Genomic DNA, 23,129 nt, shown 5'->3' on the forward strand with positions numbered 1-23,129 from the left:
TTTACTACTTCATTCGTCTGGCGGGTTTTACACGGGCAATAAGAATCAATACCATTGCCGTCCCTTTGCCATCTGGTGTCGTTGTCATGTTGCTGCACATACCCGGCCTGTTCGAAAAAGACGAAGTACAGCGCATTCGCGAAGCGCTGGAGCAGGCTGATTGGGCGGATGGCAAGATCACGGCGGGCTTTCAGTCGGCCAAGGCCAAGCACAATCTCCAGTTGCCGGAAAACCACCCTCTGGCCAAGGAAATCGGTGCGGCCATGCTGGAGCGGCTGTGGAAAAGTCCGCTGTTCATGTCAGCGGCGCTGCCACACAAAGTCTTTCCTCCGTTGCTGAACTGTTACACAGCCGGCGGCAGTTTCGACTTCCACATCGATAACGCCGTGCGTCAGCCCAAGGGCAGTATGGAGCGGGTGCGCACCGACCTCTCGGCCACGTTGTTCTTCAGCGAGCCCGAGGACTACGACGGCGGCGAACTGGAAATCCAGGACACTTTCGGCACCCAGCGGGTGAAGTTGCCGGCGGGTGACATGGTTCTGTACCCCGGCACCAGTCTGCACAAGGTCAATGCCGTCACGCACGGAACGCGATACGCCTCGTTCTTCTGGACCCAAAGCCTGGTGCGTGAAGACAGCCAGCGTGCACTGTTGTTCGAGATGGACGGCGCGATCCAGCAACTGACCCGGGACCTGCCGGATCACCCCTCGCTGATCCGCCTCACCGGCACTTATCACAACCTGTTGCGTCGCTGGGTCGAGGTGTAAGTGGCGGACTTTCGGTTACGCCGCGAGGAAGTGCTCGACGGTGAGCGGCTCAAATCCATGCTCGACGAAAGCCCGGCGCGTGCAGCCCAGGCGATTCTGATCGCGGCTCGCGAAGACGTCCTCGATGCCCAGGCGCTGCTCGGGCAGATTCTGCTGGACGGGCAGGGCATCGCTCAGGATCAGCCGCTGGCGGTGCGCTGGTTCGACATCGCTGCGCGTCGTGGGCATGTGATGGCGCGCAACATGCTCGGCCGTTGTCATGAGCATGGTTGGGGCTGTGCGGCTGATGTATCGTCAGCGGCCAGGCATTATCGACTGGCCGTCACCGCCGGGCTGGATTGGGCGATGTACAACTACGCCAATCTGCTGGCGACCGGGCGCGGGGTGGTTGAGGATCAGCTTCAAGCGCTGAGTCTCTATCGCCGCGCTGCCGAGTTGGGCCATGCAAAATCGATGAATCTGTTGGGACGGTATCTGGAAGAAGGGCGGGTCTGCCCGAAGGATTTGAAAGCCGCGCATGACTGGTATCGGCGTTCGGCCGAGGGTGGTGACTTTCGTGGCCAGTTCAGTTTTGCAGCAGTGTTGGCGGATCAAGGGAATATCGACGAGGCATTGCAATGGCTGCGCAGGGCGCTGACCGGCGGCAATCTGAATTTCCTGCGGGTCGCGAGCAAAGCGTTGTTAAACGCAACCGATCCGCAAATTCGAGCGTTGGCACCGGCGTACGCCCAGCGCTCCGCCGAACTCGAACAGGGCATCAAACCTCTGTAGGTGCCGGCTTGCTGGCGATTAACGGTCACGCGGCGCGGTGCATCTGGTTAACGGCGGTGCCTGGATCGCCAGCAAACCGGCTCCTACAGGGTCACCCACAAAAAAGCCCATGACAGGTCATGGGCTTTTTGTTTTCTACGCAGTTTTTACACGTAGAACGACTTCAGCGGCGGGAAGCCGTTGAATTCAACAGCGCTGTAGCTGGTGGTGTAGGCACCGGTCGACAGCCAGTACAGGCGATCACCGATGGCCAGGTTCAGCGGCAGGCCGTACTTGTAGTTTTCGTACATGATGTCGGCGCTGTCGCAGGTCGGGCCGGCGATGACCACTTCTTCCATCTCGCCTTTCTTCTCGGTCCAGATCGGGAACTTGATGGCTTCGTCCATGGTTTCGATCAGGCCGGAGAACTTGCCCACATCCGTGTACACCCAACGCTCGACGGCCGTACGGGATTTACGTGCAACCAGTACCACTTCGCTGACCAGGATGCCGGCGTTGGCGATCAGCGAACGGCCTGGTTCCAGGATGATTTCCGGCAGGTCGTCACCGAAGTCTTCCTTGAGGAAGCGGATGATTTCTTCGGCGTAGGTTTCCAGGCTGTTGGTGCGGGTGATGTAGTTGGCCGGGAAGCCGCCGCCCATGTTGATCAGCTTCAGGTGGATGCCGTCTTCTTCCTTCAGGCGTTCGAAGATCACTTTGACCTTGGCAATCGCCGCGTCCCAGACGCTGATGTCGCGCTGCTGCGAGCCAACGTGGAACGAGATGCCGTAAGGCACCAGGCCCAGGTCGCGGGCGAGGATCAGCAGGTCCATGGCCATGTCGGTCTGGCAACCGAATTTGCGCGACAACGGCCAGTCAGCGGTGGTCGAGCCTTCGGTCAGGATGCGCACGTAGACTTTCGAGCCCGGCGCGGCCTTGGCGATGTTGCGCAGGTCGGCTTCGGAGTCGGTGGAAAACAGGCGCACGCCCTTCTCGTAGAAGTAGCGAATGTCCTTGGATTTCTTGATGGTGTTGCCGTAGCTGATACGGTCGGCGCTGACGCCGCGATCCATTACTTTGTCCAGCTCATAGATCGAGGCGATGTCGAAGCTCGAGCCTTTCTCTTTGAGCAGGTCGATGATTTCAACGGCCGGGTTGGCCTTGACCGCGTAGTAGACCTTGGCGAATTCGAAACCGGCGCGCAGGTCGTCGTAGGCCTGGCTGATCATCGCGGTGTCGATCACCACGAACGGGGTTTCGTGCTTGTCGGCGAACGCCTTCATTTTGTCAAAAGTGGCGCGCGCGAAATAATCTTCGACCTGAATCGACATACTTGGGACTCCTAGTGGCAAACGTCGTTAATCAATGGGTGCAAATGAACGTCCTCCGTATCCCCACTTTGGTTCGCCTACTTCCCAAGGCATGTCGCCGAAAGCAAAAAGGCCATGGGAAGTGCTGCTTTTCCCTTGGCCTTGCTGTCTCGTCGTCAGTACTTGAGCCGGATGGATCGTTTCCAGCATGGACGTTCGGCGCGAACTTTAGGGCGTGAGGGGCTTGAGATCAACAAAAAATGTCGCGTTTTTGCACGCTTCTGACGTGCGTCGTGCGCATCACTCTTTGTAGCCGACCGAGATGACGGACAGATGTTCCCTTGAAATTTTGAAGTGTTAAAAATACCTGCACGTTCGACGCTTTTGTGCGCCAAGTCCCTTGGAAGTACGATAGCGTCAACATCGGCGACGTTGGCTGCGAAAAGGTTTGTTGTGGGGGATTTTGGCTGTTGCAGTAGGTGTTTTTGAGGCGCTGTTACAGGCGCAGCTGTTGATATTTTTTTCCGGCCTTGAAAGTATTCAGCTTTCGCACCGAACCTGTGGGAGCCAGCCTGCTGGCGATGACAATTTCATCATCACCACAGTGTTGACTGGTATTTCCCTATCGCTAGCAGGCTAGCTGCCACAGGGTTTTGCGTTTTTACCGGGCGATTGGTGTGATCAGGCGACCACTGCCTCGGCAGGCGAAACGATGCTGGTCTTCATCCCCCGCGAACGACCCGAACTCAAATAAGCCGCAATCGACTCCTGCGTCACCTCGCCCAGAAACACCCGCTCGGCATCCATCACCGGCAGCCACGCCCGGTTGAACTCGTACATCCGCGACAGCAGGATACGCAAATGCTCGTCGTACGCCGCGGTGGCGTTGAACTCGCGAAGGTACTGCGCGCAGGTGCCGGTCTGACGGTGCAGGTCGCGACGTCTTACATAACCCAGGGCTTTATTCTCGGTACAAGTGACCACCACATAGCGGCGGTCATGCTCGTCCATCAATTCCAGCGCATCGGCCACCGACGTTTCCGGGCTTGCGGATGGCGCGTTGTCCGCTGCATCTTCGGCCTTCACCAGCAGCAGACGCTTGAGCGTGCTGTCCTGGCCGACGAAGTTGCTGACAAACTCATCCGCCGGGTGCGCGAGCAACGTGTCCGGGTGATCGATCTGCAACAGCTTGCCGGCGCGGAAGATCGCGATCTTGTCGCCGAGCTTGATCGCCTCGTCGATGTCGTGGCTGACCATGATCACCGTCTTGTTCAGCGCCCGCTGCATTTCGAAAAATTCGTTCTGGATCATTTCGCGGTTGATCGGGTCGACCGCGCCGAAGGGTTCGTCCATCAGCAGCAACGGCGCATCCGCCGCGAGTGCGCGAATTACGCCGATCCGCTGTTGTTGGCCACCGGACAATTCCCGTGGATAACGATGCAGGTATTGCTTGGGTTCAAGCTTGATCATGCTCATCAATTCGCGGGCACGGTCGTGGCATTTCTGCTTGTCCCAGCCGAGCAGTTTCGGTACGACCACGATGTTCTCTTCGATGGTCATGTTGGGGAACAGGCCGATCTGCTGGATGACGTAGCCAATGTTGCGACGCAGGGTCACTTCGTCGAGCTCGGTGGTGTCTTCGCCGTTGATCAGGATCTTGCCCGAGGTCGGTTTGATCAGGCGGTTGATCATTTTCAGCGTGGTGCTTTTGCCGCAACCCGATGGCCCGAGGAACACGCAGATTTCGCCTTCATTGACGGTCAGGCTTACCGAGTCCACGGCTTTGACGTCTTTGCCGTTGCTTTGGAAGGTCTTGCTGAGGTTTTGAAGTTCGATCATTTGAGTAATCCTTTTGGAGTCAGCGAACGTTGCAGCCATTGCAAAAGCAGGTCGGCGAAGATGGCCAGCACACTGACCACCACAGCGCCGACGATCAGCATCGACATGTCGCTGCGGCTGATGGAAGCGAGGATGAGCACACCGAGGCCACCGGCGCCGATGGTGGCGGCGATGGTCATGACGCCGATGTTCATCACCACGGCGGTGCGCACGCCGGCGAGGATCACCGGTACGGCGATGGGCAACTCGACCATGCGCAGGCGCTGGCCGAAGGTCATGCCGATACCGCGTGCGGCTTCGCGAATGCCCGGTTCGACGTTGGTCAGCGCCAGGTAGGTGTTACGCATGATCGGCAGCAGCGAGTACAGGAACACCGCAGTAATCGCCGGCATCGGCCCCAGACCCTGGCCGAACTTGGAGTAGAGCGGCAGCAGCAGGCCGAACAGGGCAATCGACGGCACGGTCAGCAATACGGTGGCGCTGGCTTGCAACGGACCGGCGAGGCTCGGGAAGCGTGTCATCAGGATACCCAGCGGCACGCCAACCAGAATCGCCAGGGTCACGGCGACACCGACCAGCGTGATGTGTTGCCAGGTCAGGTGAAGCACTTGGGCCCAGTCGAGATGGGAAAAGGCATTGAGAAAATCCATGTCGTCTCCTTCTCAGTTCAGTGGGTGTTGGCGCAGGAAATCGGCGGCAACGGATGAAGGACTTTGGTGATCGACATCGACCCGTGCATTGAGCTGGCGCATGGTTTCGTCATCGAACAGGTCGGCTAGCGGCTTGAGTTGCGCGGCCAGTTGCGGGTGCGCGTCGAGATACTCTTGGCGCACCACCGGTGCGGCGGTGTAGTCGGGGAAGTAGTGTTTGTCGTCTTCCAGCAACTTGAGCTTGAAGGCGCTCAAGCGTCCGTCGGTTGTGTAGACCAGACCGGCAAACACCTGGCCATTGCGCAGGGCGGTGTAGACCAGTCCCGCGTCCATTTGACGGATATTGCGGCGGGTCAGGTCCATGTCGTAGAGCTTGACCATGCCGGCCAGGCCGTCGGAACGGTTGGCGAACTCGGTGTCCAGCGCCACCAGTGGATTGTCTTTGGCTTCGTCGCGCAAGGCCCGGTCAAGGTCACTGATGGTTTGGATCTGCGGGTACTTGGCTGCGATTTTTTCCGGCAGTGCCAAGGCGTAGGTGTTGCTGAATTTCGACGGTGAGAGCCAGGTCAGGCCTTTCTTCGCATCCAGCTCGGTGACTCGTGCCAGTGACTGCTGGCTGTCGAGTTTTTCCGTGACGTGGTTGTAGGAAACCAGCGATACGCCGGTGTACTCCCAGACCATGTCCAGTTGTCCGCTTTCCTGGGCACTACGGGCCAGGTTACTGCCCAAGCCACCGGTGACCTTGGCGTCGTAGCCTTTGGTGCGCAGGTATTGAGCGGTGATTTCCGCGAGCAGGGTTTGTTCGGTGAACACCCGGGCGCCGATGCGGATCAAGGGTTTTTCCGCGGCTTGGGCAAATCCTGCGAACAGCAGGACGCAGCCTAGTAAAAAGCTAGAAGTTTTCATGACGATTCCTTTGCCGAGGCTTAAGACGGGCGCAAGCCGCGTTCGAGCCAGAGGCGGCTGGCGAGTGTCACCAGGCCGTCGAGCAACAAGGCCAGCAGGGCGGTGCAAGCGGCGCCGAGCAGCAATTGCGGCTGATTGTTCAAGGCGATGCCGGGGAAGATCAGGCTGCCGAGACTGTTGGCGCCGATCAGGAACGCCAGCGGCGCCGTCCCGACATTGATCGCCAGGGCCACGCGCACACCGCCGATGATGATCGGCACGGCGTTGGGCAACTCGACTTTCCACAGCACCTGGCGCGGGGTCATGCCGATGCCGACGGCGGCTTCCTTGAGCGAGCCCTGAACGTTTTTCAGGCCTTCGTAGGTGTTGCGCACGATGGGCAGCAGCGAGGCGAGGAACAGGGCGAAGATGGCAGGGCCGCTGCCGATGCCGAGGAAGCCGAGGGCGATGGCCAGGACGGCGAGGGGCGGAACGGTGTTGCCGATGTTGAAGAACTGCATGAAGCGTTCGGCGCGGCCGACCATGGACGGGCGGCTGAGGAGGATACCGGCAGGAATGCCCACGACAAGGGCGGCCAGCATGGAAGCGAGGACGAGAATCAGATGAGCTTGCAGGTAAAACAATAAATCGTCGCGGTAAAGTTCGATCGTATTGATGCCGATCCAGTGGATCAGCAGGGCCAGAAGGGCGATTACCAGCGCGCCTCCTATCAGCCCTTTGCCATAGTGGATAGCCACAGGCGGACTCCTTTTTTCAGTCGGCGAACACTTTCTCGTGTGGCAACGCCATTCCTGGCTGCCGAAAAAATGATCGCGATAAGCAGCTCATGCCGAGCGCGTTCCACTGTAGGAGCGAGCCTGCTCGCGAAAAACGTCCAGACAACGCGTACCTTCAGGTACCCAGCGTTATTGTTGACGTCCATCGCGAGCAGGCTCGCTCCTACAGGGGTTAGGCGCGCAGCAATCGAGCCATGAGCACAGCCTCGTCAGGCCGATTTGCAGGTGTTTCTGGCCCCCGACGAGTGGTCGTAACGGGGGAGTGGACGTCTCCGTGCTTTAAAAGGTTCCCACGTTCGACACCATTTTGCCACCCGTAGGAGCTGCCGAAGGCTGCGATCCTTTGATCTTTGGCGTGGTTTGAATCGCCAAAATATCGCAGCCTTCGGCAGTTCCTGCAGGTGCTCACCCCCTACGGACGGTGGTCCGTCGGTTACTTTTTAAGCTATACTCGCCGCCCTTTTTTGAATCACCTGCCAGGCGATTTCCCATGACCAAACAGGCCGCCGAAGTCGCGAAACGCCGCACTTTCGCCATTATTTCCCACCCCGATGCCGGTAAGACCACCATCACCGAAAAGCTCTTGCTGATGGGCAAGGCGATTGCGGTGGCCGGCACGGTGAAATCGCGTAAATCCGACCGCCATGCCACCTCCGACTGGATGGAAATGGAAAAGCAGCGTGGTATTTCCATTACCACGTCGGTCATGCAGTTCCCGTATCGCGAGCACATGATCAACCTGCTCGACACCCCGGGCCACGAAGACTTCTCCGAAGATACCTACCGTACCCTGACGGCGGTCGACTCGGCCTTGATGGTCCTCGATGGCGGTAAGGGTGTAGAGCCACGGACCATCGCCCTGATGGACGTCTGCCGTCTGCGTGACACGCCGATTGTCAGCTTCATCAACAAACTCGACCGTGACATCCGCGACCCGATCGAACTGCTCGACGAAATCGAAGCCGTCCTGAAGATCAAGGCAGCGCCGATCACCTGGCCGATTGGTTGCTACCGTGATTTCAAAGGCGTGTATCACCTCGCCGATGACTACATCATCGTGTACACCGCCGGTCACGGCCACGAGCGCACCGAAACCAAGATCATCGAGAAGCTCGATTCCGATGAGGCGCGTGCGCACCTGGGCGACGAGTACGAGCGCTTCATCGAACAGCTGGAACTGGTGCAGGGCGCCTGCCACGAGTTCAATCAGCAGGAGTTCCTCGACGGTCAGCTGACCCCGGTGTTCTTCGGTACGGCACTGGGCAACTTCGGTGTCGATCACGTGCTCGACGCCGTCGTCGATTGGGCACCGCGCCCACTGGCCCGCGTGGCCAACGAGCGCACCGTGGAGCCGGTGGAAGAGAAGTTCTCGGGCTTCATCTTCAAGATCCAGGCAAACATGGACCCGAAACACCGCGACCGCATCGCCTTCATGCGTATCTGCTCCGGCAAGTACGAAAAAGGCATGAAGATGCGCCACGTGCGCACCGGTAAGGACGTGCGAATCGGCGACGCGCTGACCTTCTTCTCCTCCGAACGTGAGCAACTGGAAGAAGCCTTCGCTGGCGACATCATCGGTCTGCACAACCACGGCACCATCCAGATCGGCGACACCTTCACCGAAGGCGAAGTCCTGGGCTTCACCGGTATCCCGCACTTCGCCCCGGAACTGTTCCGCCGCGTTCGCCTGAAGGATCCGCTGAAATCCAAGCAACTGCGTCAGGGCCTGCAACAGCTCGCCGAAGAAGGCGCGACCCAGGTGTTCTTCCCGGAACGCAGCAACGACATCATCCTCGGCGCCGTTGGTGTGCTGCAGTTCGATGTGGTCGCCAGCCGCCTGAAAGAGGAATACAAGGTCGAGTGCTCCTACGAGCCGATCACTGTGTATTCGGCACGCTGGATCGAATGCGGCGACAAGAAGAAGCTTGAGGAATTCTCCAACAAGGCTGTGGAAAACCTGGCACTGGACGGCGGTGGTCACCTGACCTACCTCGCGCCTACGCGGGTCAACCTGGCACTGATGGAAGAGCGCTGGCCGGACGTGAAATTCCGTGCGACGCGTGAGCATCATTAAGCGCTGAGCTGAAAGGCCAGAAACCCCGTCGCGAAAGCTGCGGGGTTTTTTGTTGCCTGACGCAACCCTCTGTAGGCGCGAGCCTGCTCCGGGCGGCGTTCCGACGGTGATTTCAAGCGCACCGCGTTTATCCAGGCTGCGCACGTCATCGTTGACGTCCATCGCGAGCAGGCTCGCTCCTACAGTAATCCGGGACGTTCACAACATTCTCTGACTCGCCGCGGGCACTGTAGGAGCGAGCTTGCTCGCGAGGGATCCGGATTCGCCATGAATGCCTGCGTCATTGTTCACTGGGAATCAATGTCCCCTGGTGGAAAACCATCTGCCACTGCTCGCCCCGATTACGCCAGATGGAACTGCGCAGACTGTGGACTGCGCTGGGATGGTCGTGGCTGTCGACGTAACAATGATAAGTCACCAAGGCGGTCTCTTCTGACAATGGCTTGATGGCAAAGTGGCTGATGCTCCGTTGGATAAACGACTCATGGGGCAACTGCTCGACCACTTCGGCCTTGCTCCAGATGCCGCCACTGGCGCTGAACTCGATAAAGTCATCCGCGAGTAGGCGTGAGATTTCTTCAGCATTCCGTCGAGTCGTGTGTGACAGGAGGCGTCGTTCAAGTTGCAGCAGTGTTTGCGACAGATCCATGGCGCTTGTCCTTTCCTGAGTTATGCCGGTTCAGTGCTCCTGGCGTATCAGCCAATCCCGATCTCTTCCTTGAACTGTTCCAGAAACCCCTTCAAACGCTCATGACGAACCTGTGCCAGACGTTGCCCTGTCGCAGTCTGGAAGCCGTCTGCCAAGTGCAGCAGCTTGGTCTGGAAATGGTCGATGCAGAAGCGAGTGTCGTCATAGTCGCGGTCATTGGCCTGCGGGTCCTGCGGGTCGTAGAGGGCGCTGCCCATGCGCCCGGCAACGTAAAAGGTGCGGGCGACGCCGAGCATACCCAGGGAGTCGAGGCGGTCGGCGTCCTGCACGATTTTCGCTTCCAGCGAGGTCGGCGAGATGTTGGCGGAAAAGCTATGGGCTTCGATGGCGTGGGCGACGGCGGCGATTTTTGTCTCGCGCCAATCCAACTTCGCCAATACCCCTGACGCTTTGCGCGCTGCCAATTGCGATGCCTGCGAGCGCAACGGCGAGTTCTTTTCCACTGCTACACAATCATGCAACAACACCGCCGCCAGCAGCACCTCTAGATCGCCACCTTCCTGTGCCTGAATCAAGTGGGCGTTGTGCCAAACCCGTTGCAGGTGCGAAAGGTCGTGAGCGCCGTCTTCCGAGGGTTCCAGGGCGTGAGGTAGCAGGGTGGTGGCGAGTGATTGCATCGGTGCGAAGGCGTTGCTGATCATGCTGTGTCCTTTGATTAAACGTGTCGATCACGGGAAGTCCTGTCCTGCGTACATCCCGCGAATCCCGCGAATCCTGCGAGGGATTCTGTGGGTGCACAAGCGTTCTGGAAGGCGGAACACGCTTTGACCTTTTCGGCATAACTATTATTCAAAACCAATCTGCCAGGCATTGGCATTTTCTCTCATCTGTTAGCGTCCTATCTGGAGAACCCGGCTGATCGGAACTAGATTTTAATCAGCGCCAGAAAGGCACTCTATGAAGGAGGGATTCGACTATGAACAGATGGCTACGCGTTTTATTGATGTTGAAGGTGCTGGTGATGTTGACCTTGGGCAGTTCGGCGGTTTGGGCTGAGTGTGAGGAGCACGAGACACAGGCATCGAGCGGGCAGGGGGCGCATGGCGAGCTGATGATCGCCAAGTCCGAGTCCGAACCGGGCGATCAGGGGCAGGGTGGTGCTGCGAGCGATGACGATTCGACCACCGACGAGCCGGACTCCGATGAAGAGGAAGAGGGCGACAGCCAGACGTAAATCACAGACAAAATAAAACCCCTTCCAGTGAAGTGGAAGGGGTTTGGTCAACAGAAACCCTGTGGGAGCTAGCCTGCTGGCGATAGCGGCATACCAGTCAACATTTGTGGTTACTGGCACACCGCAATCGCTAGCAGGCTAGCTCCCGCATTTTTTACGCCGCGCCGTCGAGGAATTGCTCGGCGTAATGGCAAGCCACCTGCCGGCTGTCGAGCAGGCGCAGGGCCGGTTCTTCAGTGCTGCAACGCTCGGTGGCGTACGGGCAGCGCTTGTGGAAAGCACAGCCGGACGGTGGGTTCAGCGGGTTGGGCAGTTCGCCGACGATCTTGATTTTCGGCTTGTCCGGATCCGGGTGGATGGTCGGCGTGGCCGACAACAGGGCTTGGGTGTACGGGTGCAGAGGGCGGGTGTAGATGTCCTCTTTCGGGCCCATTTCCACGGGGCGGCCGAGGTACATCACCATCACGTGATCGGCGACGTGACGCACCACCGCCAGGTTGTGCGAGATGAACACGTAGGCCGTGTTGAATTCCTGCTGCAAATCCATGAACAGGTTCAGCACCTGTGCCTGAATCGACACGTCGAGCGCCGAGGTCGGTTCGTCCGCCACCAGCACTTTCGGTTGCAGCATCATCGCCCGGGCGAGCGCAATCCGCTGGCGCTGACCGCCGGAGAACATGTGCGGATAGCGCTGGTAATGCTCAGGCCGCAAACCCACCTGCTTCATCATCGCCTGGACTTTGTCGCGGCGTTCCGAGGCGCTGAGGTTGGTGTTGATCAGCAATGGCTCGGCCAATTGATCACCGACTTTCTGCCGCGGGTTCAACGAGGCGTACGGGCTCTGGAACACCATCTGCACGTCTTTGCGCAGTTGCTTGCGCTGGGCCTTATCGGCGCCGGCGACTTCCTGTCCGGCGATTTTCAAGGAACCGGAGGACGGCTCTTCGATCAGGGTCAGGGCACGGGCGAGGGTGGACTTGCCGCAGCCCGATTCACCGACGACGGCGAGGGTCTTGCCGGCTTCCAGTTCGAACGACACACCGTTGAGGGCGCGTACGGTCGCGTGTCCCTTGAACAGGCCACGGGACACTTCGTAGTGACGGGTCAGGTCGCGGGCGGTAAGAACGACGGCCATTACGCCACCTCCTGGTTCAGCGGGTAGAAGCAGCGGGCGAGGCTGTGGCTTTTCGGATCAAGGCTCGGACGCTGCGCACGGCAGTTGTCCTGCACATACGGGCAGCGCGGCGACAGCAGGCAACCCTGCGGACGGTCGTAGCGACCGGGCACGATGCCTGGCAACGTCGACAAGCGCGCGGCGCCGAGGCTGTGTTCCGGAATCGCCTTGAGCAGCGCTTCGCTGTACGGGTGTGCCGGGATGTCGAACAGTTGCGGCACCTGGCCGACTTCGACGGCTTGACCGGCGTACATCACACACACGCGCTGGGCGGTTTCAGCCACGACGGCGAGGTCGTGGGTGATCAGCACCAGGCCCATGTCCTGCTCTTTCTGCAACGCCAGCAGCAGGTCCATGATCTGCGCCTGGATGGTCACGTCGAGGGCGGTGGTCGGTTCGTCGGCGATCAGCAGTTTCGGTTCACCGGCAATCGCCATGGCAATGGCGACACGCTGGCTCATACCGCCGGAGAGTTGATGCGGGTAAGCGTCCATGCGGCTCGCGGCACCCGGGATTTCAACTTTTTCCAGCAGTTCGATGGCGCGTTTGCGGGCGGCCTTGCCGGACATTTTCAGGTGCAGGCGCAGCACTTCTTCGATCTGGAAACCCACGGTGTAGCTCGGGTTCAGCGCGGTCATCGGGTCCTGGAAAACCATCGACAGGTCTTTGCCGACGATTTGCCGACGCTGACGGTTGCTCAACTTGAGCATGTCCTTGCCGTCAAAGCTGAGCGAGTCGGCGGTGACGATGCCGGGATGCTCGATCAGGCCCATCAGCGCCATCATGGTCACGGACTTGCCCGAACCCGACTCGCCAACGATGGCCAGCACTTCGCCCTTGTCCACTTTCAGGTCGAGACCGTCGACCACCGGCACGGCGTTCTTGTCGCCGAAGCGAACGTTGAGATTCTTGATTTCTAGCAGTGACATGGGAATCTCCTCAGGCGGCGTTCTTGAGTTTCGGGTCCAGCGCATCGCGCAGGCCGTCACCCATCAAGTTGATTGCCAGCACGCTGAGCAAAATGGTCAAACCCGGCAGGCTCACGACCCACCACGCGCGTTCGATGTAGTCGCGGGCCGAAGCCAGCATGGTGCCCCACTCAGGGGTTGGCGGTTGTACGCCAAGGCCGAGGAAGCCCAGGGCGGCGGCATCGAGAATCGCCGAGGAGAAGCTCAGGGTCGCTTGAACGATCAGCGGTGCCATGCAGTTGGGCAGCACGGTGATGAACATCAGGCGCGGCAGACCGGCACCGGCCAAGCGGGCGGCAGTCACGTAGTCGCGGTTCAGTTCGCCCATCACCGCCGCGCGGGTCAGACGAACGTAGGACGGCAGGGACACCACGGCGATGGCGATTACGGTGTTGATCAGGCCAGGGCCGAGGATGGCGACGATCGCCACAGCCAGCAGCAAGGAGGGCAGGGCCAGCATGATGTCCATCAAACGCATGATGGTCGGGCCGAGTACGCGCGGGAAGAACCCGGCGAGCAAGCCCATCAGGATGCCCGGGATCAGCGACATGACCACCGAGGACAAGCCGATCATCAAGGACAACCGCGAACCCTGGATCAGGCGCGACAGCAAATCGCGGCCCAGCTCATCGGTGCCGAGCAGGAACTGGATCTGCCCACCTTCCAGCCAGGCCGGCGGGGTCAGCAGGAAGTCGCGGTATTGCTCGCTCGGATCATGGGGCGCAACCCACGGGGCGAAGATGGCGCAGAAAATCACCAGCAGCATGAACATCAGGCCGGCGACGGCGCCCTTGTTCTTGGAGAACGCTTGCCAGAATTCTTTGTACGGCGACGGGTACAGCAGGCTCTGATCCACGACGGGCGTGGCGGTGGCTACTGAGGATGTTGGAGTGCTCATGGTATTGACCTCAGCGCTGATGACGGATGCGTGGGTTGGCAAAGCCGTAGAGGATGTCCACCACGAAATTGACCAGAATCACCAGGCAGGCGATTAACAGGATGCCGTTTTGTACGACCGGGTAGTCCCGGGCGCCAATGGCTTCGATCAGCCATTTGCCGATGCCGGGCCAGGAGAAGATGGTTTCGGTCAGGACCGCACCGGCCAGCAGGGTGCCGACTTGCAGGCCGACCACGGTCAGCACCGGAATCAGCGCGTTGCGCAGGCCGTGCACGAACACCACGCGCGACGGCGACAGGCCTTTGGCGCGGGCGGTACGGATGTAGTCCTCGCGCAGCACTTCGAGCATCGAGGAACGGGTCATCCGCGCAATCACCGCCAGCGGAATGGTACCCAGCACGATGGCCGGCAGGATCAGGTGATGCAGGGCATCGAGGAACGCGCCGACGTCATCGGCCAGCAGCGTATCGATCAGCATGAAACCGGTGCGCGGCTCGATGTCGTACAGCAGGTCGATCCGCCCGGACACCGGGGTCCAGCCCAGGCTCACCGAGAAGAACATGATCAGGATCAGGCCCCACCAGAAGATCGGCATCGAGTATCCCGCCAGGGAGATGCCCATCACCCCATGGTCGAACAAGGACCCTCGCTTGAGGGCCGCGATCACCCCGGCCAGCAGGCCCAGGATGCCGGCGAACAGCAGCGCGGCCATGGACAGTTCCAGGGTCGCGGGGAACAGGGAGGTGAACTCGGTCCACACGCTTTCACGGGTGCGCAAGGACTCGCCGAGGTCGCCGTGGACCAGCTTGCCGATGTAATCCAGGTACTGGGCATACAGGGGTTTGTTCAGACCTAGGCGTTCCATTGCCTGAGCGTGCATTTCCGGGTCGACTCTGCGTTCGCCCATCATGACTTCCACGGGGTCGCCAGGGATCATGCGAATCAACGCGAAGGTCAGCAAGGTGATGCCGAAGAACGTGGGGATCAGTAACCCCAGTCGGCGGGCAATAAAACTAAACATCGTAAGGTGTACCTCATCAGCCGGTTAGGCGTGCCCGGCATGCCTGGGTCGGGTATGCCGGGAGTTTTCTTATTTACTTCACCTGGGTGGTGGCGAAGTTATTCGTGGTGAGGGGGCTAATGTGATAGCCCTCTACGTTGTTGCGCATTGCGGTGAACATTCTAGTGTGTGCCATGCTGATCCAAGGCTGGTCCTGATTAAAAATAACCTGGGCCTGCTCGTAGAGTGCTGCGCGTTCGGCCGGATCGGTCTTTTCCCGGGCCTGATCGAGCAGCGCCTGGAACTTGTCATTGCACCAGCGTGCATAGTTTTCGCCGTTCTTGGCGGCTTCGCAACTGAGCATAGGCGTCAGGAAGTTATCCGGGTCGCCGTTATCGCCCGCCCATCCGGCGGAAACCATGTCGTGCTCGCCGTTTTTGGCGCGCTTGAGCATTTCGCCCCATTCCATCACGCGGATGTCGATCTTGATCCCGACCTTGGCCAGGTCGGCCTGCATCATCTGCGCGCCGAGCATCGGGTTGGGGTTGGTCGGACCGCCACCGTTGCGGGTGAACAGGGTGAACGTGGTGCCTTCCGGTACGCCGGCTTCCTTGAGCAGGGCACGGGCCTTGTCGAGGTCACGGACGGGGTTCTTCAGGCTGTGGTTGTAACCCAGCAGGGTGTCCGGGTACGGGTTGACCGCTGCTGTCGCATTGCCTTTGCCGAACAGGGCATTGACGTAGGCTTCCTTGTCGAACGCGATGTCGATGGCTTTGCGCACCCGCACATCACTCATGTATTTGTGCGTAGTGTTCATCGCGACGTAGGACACGGTCATCGCGTTCAGTTCGTCGACTTTCAGGTTCGGGTCTTTCTTGATGCTCGGGATATCGTCCGGCTTCGGATACAGCGCCACCTGACATTCGTTGGCCTTGAGCTTTTGCAGGCGCACGTTGTTGTCGGTGGCGATGGCCAGGATCAGCGCTTCGGCCGGTGGCTTGCCACGGAAATAATCCGGGTTGGCCTTGAAGCGGACCTGGGCGTCCTTGTTGTAACGCTGGAACACGAACGGACCGGTGCCGATCGGCTTGTTGTTCAGATCGCCAGTCTTGTTGGCCTTGAGCAACTGGTCAGCGTACTCGGCGGAGTAGATCGACGAGAAGGCCATGGCGATGTCGGCCAGGAACGGCGCTTCGCGACGGGTCAGGGTGAACTTGACCGTGTTGTCGTCGACTTTCTCGACGCTTTTTAGCAGTTCCTTGAAACCCATGCTTTCAAAGTACGGGAAGCCCACGCTCGACAGCTTGTGCCACGGGTGATTCGGGTCCAGCTGACGCTGGAAGCTCCAGACCACGTCGTCGGCATTCATGTCGCGGGTCGGCTTGAAGTAATCGGTGGTGTGAAACTTGACGCCTTTGCGCAGGTGAAAGGTGTAGCTCAAACCGTCTTCGCTGATGTCCCAGGAGTCGGCCAGGGCCGGAATCACGTCAGTGGTGCCGGGCTTGAAGTCTGCCAGGCGATTGAAGATGGTTTCGGCCACGGCGTCGGCGGTGACTGCAGTCGTGTACTGGACCATGTCGAAGCCTTCGGGGCTGGCTTCGGTGCAGACCACCAGCGGCTTGGCCGAGACACCGACAGCGACACTCAGCAAGGCGGCTGCGATGGCCGCACGTAGGGGAAGCATTTTCATCTATAACCCTCTGCAATCGATTGCAAGGACAAAAGCCGAACGGCCGGTTCATTGCTGAATCAGCCGTTCGGCAGGTGCATTACAAAATGTTGAACGGGATGGTGGTCACGAGACGGAACTCGTTGATGCTGCCATCAGCCTGGTTTTCGCTGGCGCGGTGAGCGGTGTAGGTGCCACGGATCGTGGTGGCCTTGAGCGGACCGCTCTGCACGGCGTATGTGGTACCGATGCCGTATTCATAGTGGTGTTCACCGTCCATGGACTGCACGCTGGCGTAAGCGCCGCCATTGTTATGAGTACCGTCGATGCCCCAGCCGCGGGCCTGATAGATGTTGAACTTCAGCCCCGGCACACCGTATTCGGCCATGTTCAGGCCATAGGCCACCTGGAAGGATTTCTCGTTCGGGCCGTTGAAGTCCGACAGCAGGGAGTTGGCCAGGTAGATGCCGTTGGTTTCGTGCAGGTAATCGAAGTACTCGTTGCCGTTCACTTCCTGGTACGAGAAGGTCAGGGTATGGGCCTGATGGGTCAATCCGAACGACAGGGAATAGGTGTCGTTGTCGATGTCGCCCAGCAGTTTTTTGCCTTCGTCGACCGTCTTGTAGTAGTTCAGTCCGGTGGTCAGGCTCAGTACCGAGCTGTCCCCCAGCACGTGACTCGCGCCGAAGTAGTACTGGTTCCACAGGTCTTCGGCCTGGGTACCCCACAAACTGGTGGTCAGGCTGGCGAACGGCTGGTAGGTGATCCCCGCAGTGTTCACGTGGTCGGCTTCGATGACCGTGTCGGCGTATTCGGCGCGGAATTTACGCAGGCTTTCTTCGGTTCGCGGTGAGTTGCGATCGAACGTGGCCAGGTCGAATGACAGGTTTTCCAGCTCTTCGCTGTGCAGGCTCACACCCTGGAAACTCGAGGGCAGGGCACGGTTGCCGATCACGTCGACCATCGGGCTGCTGAAGTTCTGGCGGCCGGCGGTCAGTGTGGTGTTGGAGAGACGAGCCTTGACGTTAGCCAGACCCAGTTTGCTCCACTGGTCTTCCGCCTCGCCGCCGTTTTCAGTCAGGGTCCGGTTGTTACCCAGACCGGGAACGCCATTGAGCGGTGCTCCGCCATTGGCAGAGGCGAGGTTCTTGCGATCACGCTCAAGGGCGACGGCGTTGTAGGCAGCGACTTCAGTGCTGAAACCGACGGTGCCCTCGGTGAAGCCCGAGTTGTACTTGATGATGGTGCCTTGTACCCAGTTGATGCGGCGGTCCGTGTTGGTCAGTACACCGTTCTTGTTGTACTTGAAATGGGCACCACGTTTCAGTTGTTCGTTGGCGTACCAGTTGCGCGTGGTCCCGCCGATCGACTGGCCTTCGACAAAGCCGCTGGCTTCGCTCTGGGCACTTTTCTCTTTCACGGTCACGGGCGTGAAAGCCTGGCTCTGGGTTTCAGCGTACGCCGTGGCGGTTACGCTGCTGATGGCCAAGGCCAGTATCGTTGTGCTGCTCAGTTTCATGGGTAAAGCTCCTTGCTTTCTATTTTTATGACCGGTCTTTTTTCTGTGATCCGGTTTGGTTTGGAACTCATTTACGTCATCGCAAACGTTTGCTTGATGCCAGGATGGCGAAAAAAGGCAACACGCCTGCGTGGGGATGGAAAATCCACCCCCTGGCGTTTTTGGCTAATCGGTTATTTTTCTAGGCCGACACCCGAGAACACGTTGCGGCCGAAGGGGCTTACTTTGAACCCTTCGATTTTGGTGCTCAGCGGTTGGTTGACCGTTGAGTGGGCGACTGGCGTGATCGGCACCTGCTGTTTGAGCAACTGCTGCGCCTGTTTGTAGAGCACGGTGCGCTGGTCGCGGTCGGTGACGACCTTGGCCTGCTTGATCAACTTGTCGTAAGCCGGATCACACCACATCGAGTAGTTGTTGCCGCCAATGGCGTCACAGCTGTACAGCGTGCCCAGCCAGTTGTCCGGATCACCGTTGTCACCGGTCCAGCCGATCAGGCTGATGTCGTGCTCGCCATTCTTGGTGCGCTTGATGTACTCGCCCCATTCATAGCTGACGATCTTGACCTTGAGGCCGATCTTCGCCCAGTCGGCCTGGAGCATCTCGGCCATCAACTTGGCGTTGGGGTTGTACGGGCGCTGCACAGGCATGGCCCACAGGGTGATTTCGGTGCCTTCCTTCACACCGGCCGCCTTGAGCAATTCCTTGGCTTTTTCCGGGTTGTAGGCGGCGTCCTTGATGGTTTCATCGTAGGACCATTGGGTTGGCGGCATGGCGTTGACGGCCAGTTGCCCCGCACCCTGGTAAACGGCATTGAGAATGCCTTGCTTGTTCACCGCCATGTCCAGCGCCTGGCGCACTTCGAGCTGGTCGAAGGGTTTGTGGCGCACGTTGTAGGCGATGTAGCCGAGGTTGAAACCGGGCTTCTCGATCAGTTGCAGTTTCGGGTCATTCTTCAGCGCGGGCACATCGGCAGGGCGAGGGTGCAGCGTGATCTGGCATTCGTTGGCCTTGAGTTTCTGCACCCGCACCGACGCATCGGTGTTGATGGCGAAAATCAGGTTGTCGAGCTTCACGCGGCTCGGGTCCCAGTATTGCTTGTTACCGGTGTAGCGGATGTTCGAGTCTTTCTGGTAGCTCTTGAACACGAACGGCCCGGTGCCGATCGGCTTCTGGTTGATGTCGCTCGGTTTGCCTTCGGCCAGCAGTTTGTCGGCGTACTCGGCGGACAGGATGGCGGCGAAGCTCATGGCGATGTTCTGGATGAACGCGGCGTCCACGCTGTTGAGCGTCATGACCACGGTCAGCGGCCCGGTCTTTTCGACCTTGGCGATGTTCTTGTTCAGGCTCATGCCGTTGAAGTATGGGAACTCGGTCGGATAAGCCTTACGGAAAGGTTGTTGCGGGTCGAGCATGCGATTGAACGTGAACAGCACGTCATCGGCGTTGAAATCACGGGTCGGCGTGAAGTACTTCGTTGTATGAAATTTCACCCCTTCGCGCAGGTGAAAGGTGTAAGTGAGGCCGTCCTCGGAAATATCCCAGCTAGTGGCCAGGCCCGGTACGACATTGGTCGCGCCTTTTTCGAACTCTGCCAAACGGTTGTACAGCGGCTCGGCGGCGTCATTGTCGGTCGCCGTGGTGTACTGCGCCGTGTCGAAACCGGCGGGGCTGCCCTCGGAGCAGAACACCAGGCTGCTGGCGGCCTGGCTCATGGAGGTGGCGGCCAACAGGCCGCTGCCCAGCAATGCGGATAAAACCAAGGTATGGCGCATAACGCTCCCTTTTCTCAAAGTGTGGTCAATGAGTCGCCATCTCGTCCAGGACGTGGCGGCAGCACTGAGTTCAAGCCATACAGGCAGCAAAACCGATCAGCCACAGATGCACGGGTCGGTACCCGACGGTAGGGACCGTGGGACCGGCAGTAAATGCGTAGAGTCCTAAAGACTCGTAGGAAATGGCAACGCGTCCGACTCGAATGCTGTAGTCAGCTTCGGATTCGGATGTAGGCAAATTCCTGCTTTCTCGGTAGATAAAGCAACGGCGACGTCAGAAACGTCGCCGTTGCAACACCTTACTTGCTGACGCTGACGCCGTAGAAGGAGTTCAAGCCAAATGGGCTGATCTTGAAGTCCTGCACGTTGGCGCGCATGGGTTGGAACACCGTCGAGTGAGCGATAGGTGTCATCGGGACGGCGTCTTTGAGGACGTGTTGCGCTTGTTTGTACAGCTCAGTGCGCTTGCCTTGGTCCGAAGTGCGCTTGGCTTGTTTGACGATGTCGTCGAACTTCTTGTCGCACCACTTGGAGAAGTTGTTGCCTTCCAGGGAGTCGCAACCGAACAGCACGTTGAGCCAGTTGTCCGGGTCACCGTTGTCGCCGCTCCAGCCAATCAGCATCGCGCCGTTCTCGCCGCCCTTGGAGCGCTTGATGTACTCGCCCCACTCGTAGCTCTGGATCTTGACCTTGAGGCCGATCTTCGCCCAGTCGGACTGCAGCATTTCAGCCATCAGCTTGGCGTTCGGGTTGTACGGACGCTGAACCGGCATCGCCCACAGGACGATCTCGGTACCTTCCTTGACGCCGGCTTCCTTGAGCAGCTCTTTGGCTTTCTCAGGATCGTACTTGGCGTCCTTGATGGTGGTGTCGTAGGACCACTGGGTCGGCGGCATGGCGTTGACCGCCAGTTGGCCGGCGCCCTGGTACACGGAGTCAATGATCTGCTGCTTGTTGACGGCCATGTCCATCGCCTGGCGCACTTTCAACTGCGACATCGGGTTCGGCTTGTCGTCGCCCTTGATCTTGTCCATCACGTTGTAGGCGATGTAGCCCAGGTTGAAGCCCGCCTGCTCAGGCATCTTCAGGGATTTATCTTCCTTGAGCGCCTTCAGGTCGGCCGGACGAGGGAACAGGGTGACCTGGCACTCGTTCTTCTTCAGCTTCTGGATACGTACCGACGGGTCGGTGGTGATGGCGAAGATCAGGTTGTCGATCTTCACGTCATCCGGCTTCCAGTAGTCCTTGTTCCCGGTGTAGCGGATGTTGGAGTCTTTCTGGTAGCTCTTGAACACGAACGGCCCGGTGCCGACCGGTTTCTGGTTGATGTCGGCAGCCTTGCCGTCCTTGAGCAGCTGGGCAGCGTACTCGGCGGACTGGACCGAGGCGAAACTCATTGCCATGTTCTGGATGAACGCGGCATCGACGTCTTTGAGGGTGAACTTGACGGTGTGATCGTCGACTTTATCGATCTTGGTGATGTTGGTATCCATCCCCATGTCGGTGAAGTACGGGAATTCGGTCGGGTACGCTTTGCGGAACGGGTCATCCTTGTTAATCATGCGATTAAAGGTGAACAGCACGTCGTCGGCGTTGAACTCACGAGTTGGCTTGAAGTACGGGGTGGTGTGGAACTTGACGCCTTCACGCAGGTGGAAGGTGTAAGTCAGGCCGTCATCGGATACGTCCCAGCTGGTCGCCAGGCCAGGAATCACGGCGGTGCCGCCGCGCTCGAACTGGGTCAGGCGGTTGAACATGGTTTCTGCAGAGGCGTCGAAGTCGGTTCCGGTGGTGTATTGACCTGGATCGAAACCGGCCGGGCTCCCTTCGGAGCAGAACACCAGGTTGGTCGCTGCTTGGGCGAATGGTGCGCTGGCTAACAAGCTTGCGCCAACTAAGAACGGAATGACCGCGTTTTTAAGCATGGTGGCCTCATGATTTGTTGTCATTTTTGGAATGTGAGGACGACCTCGTGAGTCGTTCCTGCGGATACTTATGCAGGGGCCATACCCAATGCAAGATCCAGAGTGACTACAAGCCTTAAACGGTGGCACGAACGTACCTTAATGTCGCATCGGTGTAACTTCTGGCGCATTTGACCGTTTGCGCGACGTTTTTTCGGTGCAAATGCCGCACTTTGACGGTGCGCCCGGTGCTTGGGTTGCACCCGGTCAGGGCGGGGTGTTACTTATTCATACCCTGATTTTAAGGGTGGGTATGGCGTGAATAAGAGTGGTTATTGTTGCACCGATAGTGGCCAATCGACCGCTTTTTCGGGTAGACCTACCATTTATAGCTCATGCCTGAAAACTGCCAATAAAAAACGGCGATCATTTTTAATGATCGCCGTTTTTGTTGTCGGGTTATCGAATCAAGGCATCAGCACTTCAATCGACCCGTCTGCGGTCATGCTCACCTGGCTGGTTCCGGCTTCGACTTCCGGCGTGACCGGTGCACTGTCCATGGCCGCTGCTTTCATCATCATCGGCGCGCGCATGTACGGTTGTGGATAACCATTGCTGTTGAGGTTCAGGTTGACGATCTTGTAGCCCTTGCCGCCCAGCGCATCGGTGGCCAGTTGGGCGCGGGCCTTGAACGCGGTCACGGCGTCTTTTAGCAGGGCGTCTTCGCTGGCCTTGCGGGTCGGCGTGGCGATGGCGAAGTCCATGCCGCCCATTTTCATGTCGGTGAGCAATTCGCCGGTCAGCTTCGACAGCGCGGCGAAGTCCGAGCTTTCCAGGCGCAACTCGGCGCGTTCACGCCAGCCGGTGATCTTCTGGCCCTTGGTGTCGTAGATCGGATAGCTGTTGCGGCTGCCCTGGCGCAGGGAAATGTCCTTGACCTGCTTGGCCTGGGCCAGTGCCTTGTTCATGGTGGTGCTGACCTCGGCGGCGAGTTTGGCCGGGTCGGTGTTCTGTGCTTCGGTGTAGAGCGTCACGATCATCAGATCGCGGGCCACTTCCTGACTGACTTCGGCGCGCAGGGAAATCTGGTTGTAATGAAGCTCGTCGGCGGCCAGGGCCGGGAGGCTGGCGAGGGTGCCGGCACTCAGGGCGAGAAGGGCGGCGCTGCGGCGGAATGTGTGCATGAAGGCTCCTTGAAAGGTGCGCAGGTGTATGGTCCGGGCCTGCGTGAAACCATCAGACTCTATGGAGCAGCCGCAAGTTTCAAGCT

20 protein-coding genes are annotated in these 23,129 nt (G+C 59.2%); 4 read left to right on the plus strand and 16 right to left on the minus strand.

Annotated elements, in window-relative coordinates:
• Positions 1–86: 86 nt before the first annotated feature.
• A complete protein-coding gene (locus CKW15_RS10220) occupies positions 87–767 on the plus strand; it encodes a Fe2+-dependent dioxygenase (protein ID WP_095058396.1) in 681 nt (226 codons plus the stop codon).
• A 57-nt stretch (positions 768–824) separates the two neighbouring features.
• Positions 825–1,538 (plus strand): tetratricopeptide repeat protein, encoded by a 714-nt coding sequence (locus CKW15_RS10225; RefSeq protein ID WP_095058454.1) that lies wholly within the window; start codon positions 825–827, stop codon positions 1,536–1,538.
• Between the two features lie 146 nt (positions 1,539–1,684).
• Here CKW15_RS10225 and CKW15_RS10230 read toward each other — a convergent pair whose 3' ends face one another.
• The 5 genes from CKW15_RS10230 to CKW15_RS10250 all read right to left on the minus strand — a co-directional run bounded on the left by CKW15_RS10230 (position 1,685) and on the right by CKW15_RS10250 (position 6,959).
• Positions 1,685–2,848: a type III PLP-dependent enzyme gene (locus CKW15_RS10230; protein ID WP_053154457.1), complete on the minus strand. Its 1,164-nt coding sequence runs from the start codon at positions 2,846–2,848 to the stop codon at positions 1,685–1,687.
• Between the two features lie 660 nt (positions 2,849–3,508).
• Positions 3,509–4,666 carry a betaine/proline/choline family ABC transporter ATP-binding protein gene (locus CKW15_RS10235; RefSeq protein WP_095058397.1) on the minus strand — a complete coding sequence of 386 codons (1,158 nt, stop codon included), beginning with the start codon at positions 4,664–4,666 and terminating at the stop codon, positions 3,509–3,511.
• Positions 4,663–5,316 carry an ABC transporter permease gene (locus CKW15_RS10240; protein WP_095058398.1) on the minus strand — a complete coding sequence of 218 codons (654 nt, stop codon included), beginning with the start codon at positions 5,314–5,316 and terminating at the stop codon, positions 4,663–4,665. Before CKW15_RS10240 ends, CKW15_RS10235 begins: the two co-directional genes overlap by 4 nt.
• A gap of 12 nt (positions 5,317–5,328) precedes the next feature.
• Positions 5,329–6,222, minus strand: a complete 894-nt coding sequence (locus CKW15_RS10245) for a glycine betaine ABC transporter substrate-binding protein (RefSeq protein ID WP_095058399.1) — start codon at positions 6,220–6,222, stop codon at positions 5,329–5,331.
• Between the two features lie 20 nt (positions 6,223–6,242).
• Complete coding sequence (locus CKW15_RS10250; protein WP_095058400.1) at positions 6,243–6,959, minus strand: ABC transporter permease; 717 nt, start codon at positions 6,957–6,959, stop codon at positions 6,243–6,245.
• A gap of 529 nt (positions 6,960–7,488) precedes the next feature.
• Between CKW15_RS10250 and CKW15_RS10255 the strand changes: the two genes are divergently transcribed.
• Positions 7,489–9,072, plus strand: coding sequence for a peptide chain release factor 3 (locus CKW15_RS10255; protein WP_053154472.1), 1,584 nt, complete (start codon positions 7,489–7,491; stop codon positions 9,070–9,072).
• Between the two features lie 280 nt (positions 9,073–9,352).
• Here the strand turns inward: CKW15_RS10255 and CKW15_RS10260 are convergent, their stop codons facing one another.
• Positions 9,353–9,721: a DUF4440 domain-containing protein gene (locus CKW15_RS10260; protein WP_095152084.1), complete on the minus strand. Its 369-nt coding sequence runs from the start codon at positions 9,719–9,721 to the stop codon at positions 9,353–9,355.
• Positions 9,722–9,768: 47 nt separating this feature from the next.
• Positions 9,769–10,422, minus strand: a complete 654-nt coding sequence (locus CKW15_RS10265; RefSeq protein ID WP_095058402.1) for an HD domain-containing protein — start codon at positions 10,420–10,422, stop codon at positions 9,769–9,771.
• 275 nt (positions 10,423–10,697) lie between these two features.
• On the opposite strand from CKW15_RS10265, the gene CKW15_RS10270 reads away from it, so the two are divergent.
• Positions 10,698–10,955, plus strand: a complete 258-nt coding sequence (locus tag CKW15_RS10270) for a hypothetical protein (RefSeq protein ID WP_095058403.1) — start codon at positions 10,698–10,700, stop codon at positions 10,953–10,955.
• A gap of 154 nt (positions 10,956–11,109) precedes the next feature.
• On the opposite strand, the gene CKW15_RS10275 is transcribed toward CKW15_RS10270, so the two are convergent.
• The 9 genes from CKW15_RS10275 to CKW15_RS10315 all read right to left on the minus strand — a co-directional run bounded on the left by CKW15_RS10275 (position 11,110) and on the right by CKW15_RS10315 (position 23,043).
• The gene (locus CKW15_RS10275; protein ID WP_095058404.1) at positions 11,110–12,090 is read right to left on the minus strand and encodes a peptide ABC transporter ATP-binding protein; all 981 of its coding nucleotides are present in this window, start codon (positions 12,088–12,090) and stop codon (positions 11,110–11,112) included.
• On the minus strand, positions 12,090–13,058 hold the full coding sequence (locus CKW15_RS10280) for an ABC transporter ATP-binding protein (protein WP_095058405.1): 969 nt from the start codon (positions 13,056–13,058) through the stop codon (positions 12,090–12,092). The genes CKW15_RS10275 and CKW15_RS10280 overlap by 1 nt, the downstream gene beginning before the upstream one ends.
• A gap of 10 nt (positions 13,059–13,068) precedes the next feature.
• Positions 13,069–13,995: an ABC transporter permease subunit gene (locus CKW15_RS10285; RefSeq protein ID WP_095058406.1), complete on the minus strand. Its 927-nt coding sequence runs from the start codon at positions 13,993–13,995 to the stop codon at positions 13,069–13,071.
• 10 nt (positions 13,996–14,005) lie between these two features.
• Positions 14,006–15,016, minus strand: coding sequence for an ABC transporter permease subunit (locus CKW15_RS10290; RefSeq protein WP_095058407.1), 1,011 nt, complete (start codon positions 15,014–15,016; stop codon positions 14,006–14,008).
• A gap of 73 nt (positions 15,017–15,089) precedes the next feature.
• Positions 15,090–16,685: an ABC transporter substrate-binding protein gene (locus tag CKW15_RS10295; RefSeq protein ID WP_095058408.1), complete on the minus strand. Its 1,596-nt coding sequence runs from the start codon at positions 16,683–16,685 to the stop codon at positions 15,090–15,092.
• 79 nt (positions 16,686–16,764) lie between these two features.
• Positions 16,765–18,183, minus strand: coding sequence for an OprD family porin (locus tag CKW15_RS10300; RefSeq protein WP_095058409.1), 1,419 nt, complete (start codon positions 18,181–18,183; stop codon positions 16,765–16,767).
• A gap of 173 nt (positions 18,184–18,356) precedes the next feature.
• A complete protein-coding gene (locus CKW15_RS10305; RefSeq protein WP_095058410.1) occupies positions 18,357–19,955 on the minus strand; it encodes an ABC transporter substrate-binding protein in 1,599 nt (532 codons plus the stop codon).
• A gap of 299 nt (positions 19,956–20,254) precedes the next feature.
• Positions 20,255–21,880: an ABC transporter substrate-binding protein gene (locus CKW15_RS10310; RefSeq protein WP_095058411.1), complete on the minus strand. Its 1,626-nt coding sequence runs from the start codon at positions 21,878–21,880 to the stop codon at positions 20,255–20,257.
• A 446-nt stretch (positions 21,881–22,326) separates the two neighbouring features.
• Positions 22,327–23,043: an SIMPL domain-containing protein gene (locus CKW15_RS10315; RefSeq protein WP_095058412.1), complete on the minus strand. Its 717-nt coding sequence runs from the start codon at positions 23,041–23,043 to the stop codon at positions 22,327–22,329.
• Positions 23,044–23,129: the final 86 nt, after the last annotated feature.

Origin of the sequence: Pseudomonas sp. Irchel s3b5 (assembly GCF_900187435.1) — a bacterium.
Lineage (GTDB): Bacteria > Pseudomonadota > Gammaproteobacteria > Pseudomonadales > Pseudomonadaceae > Aquipseudomonas.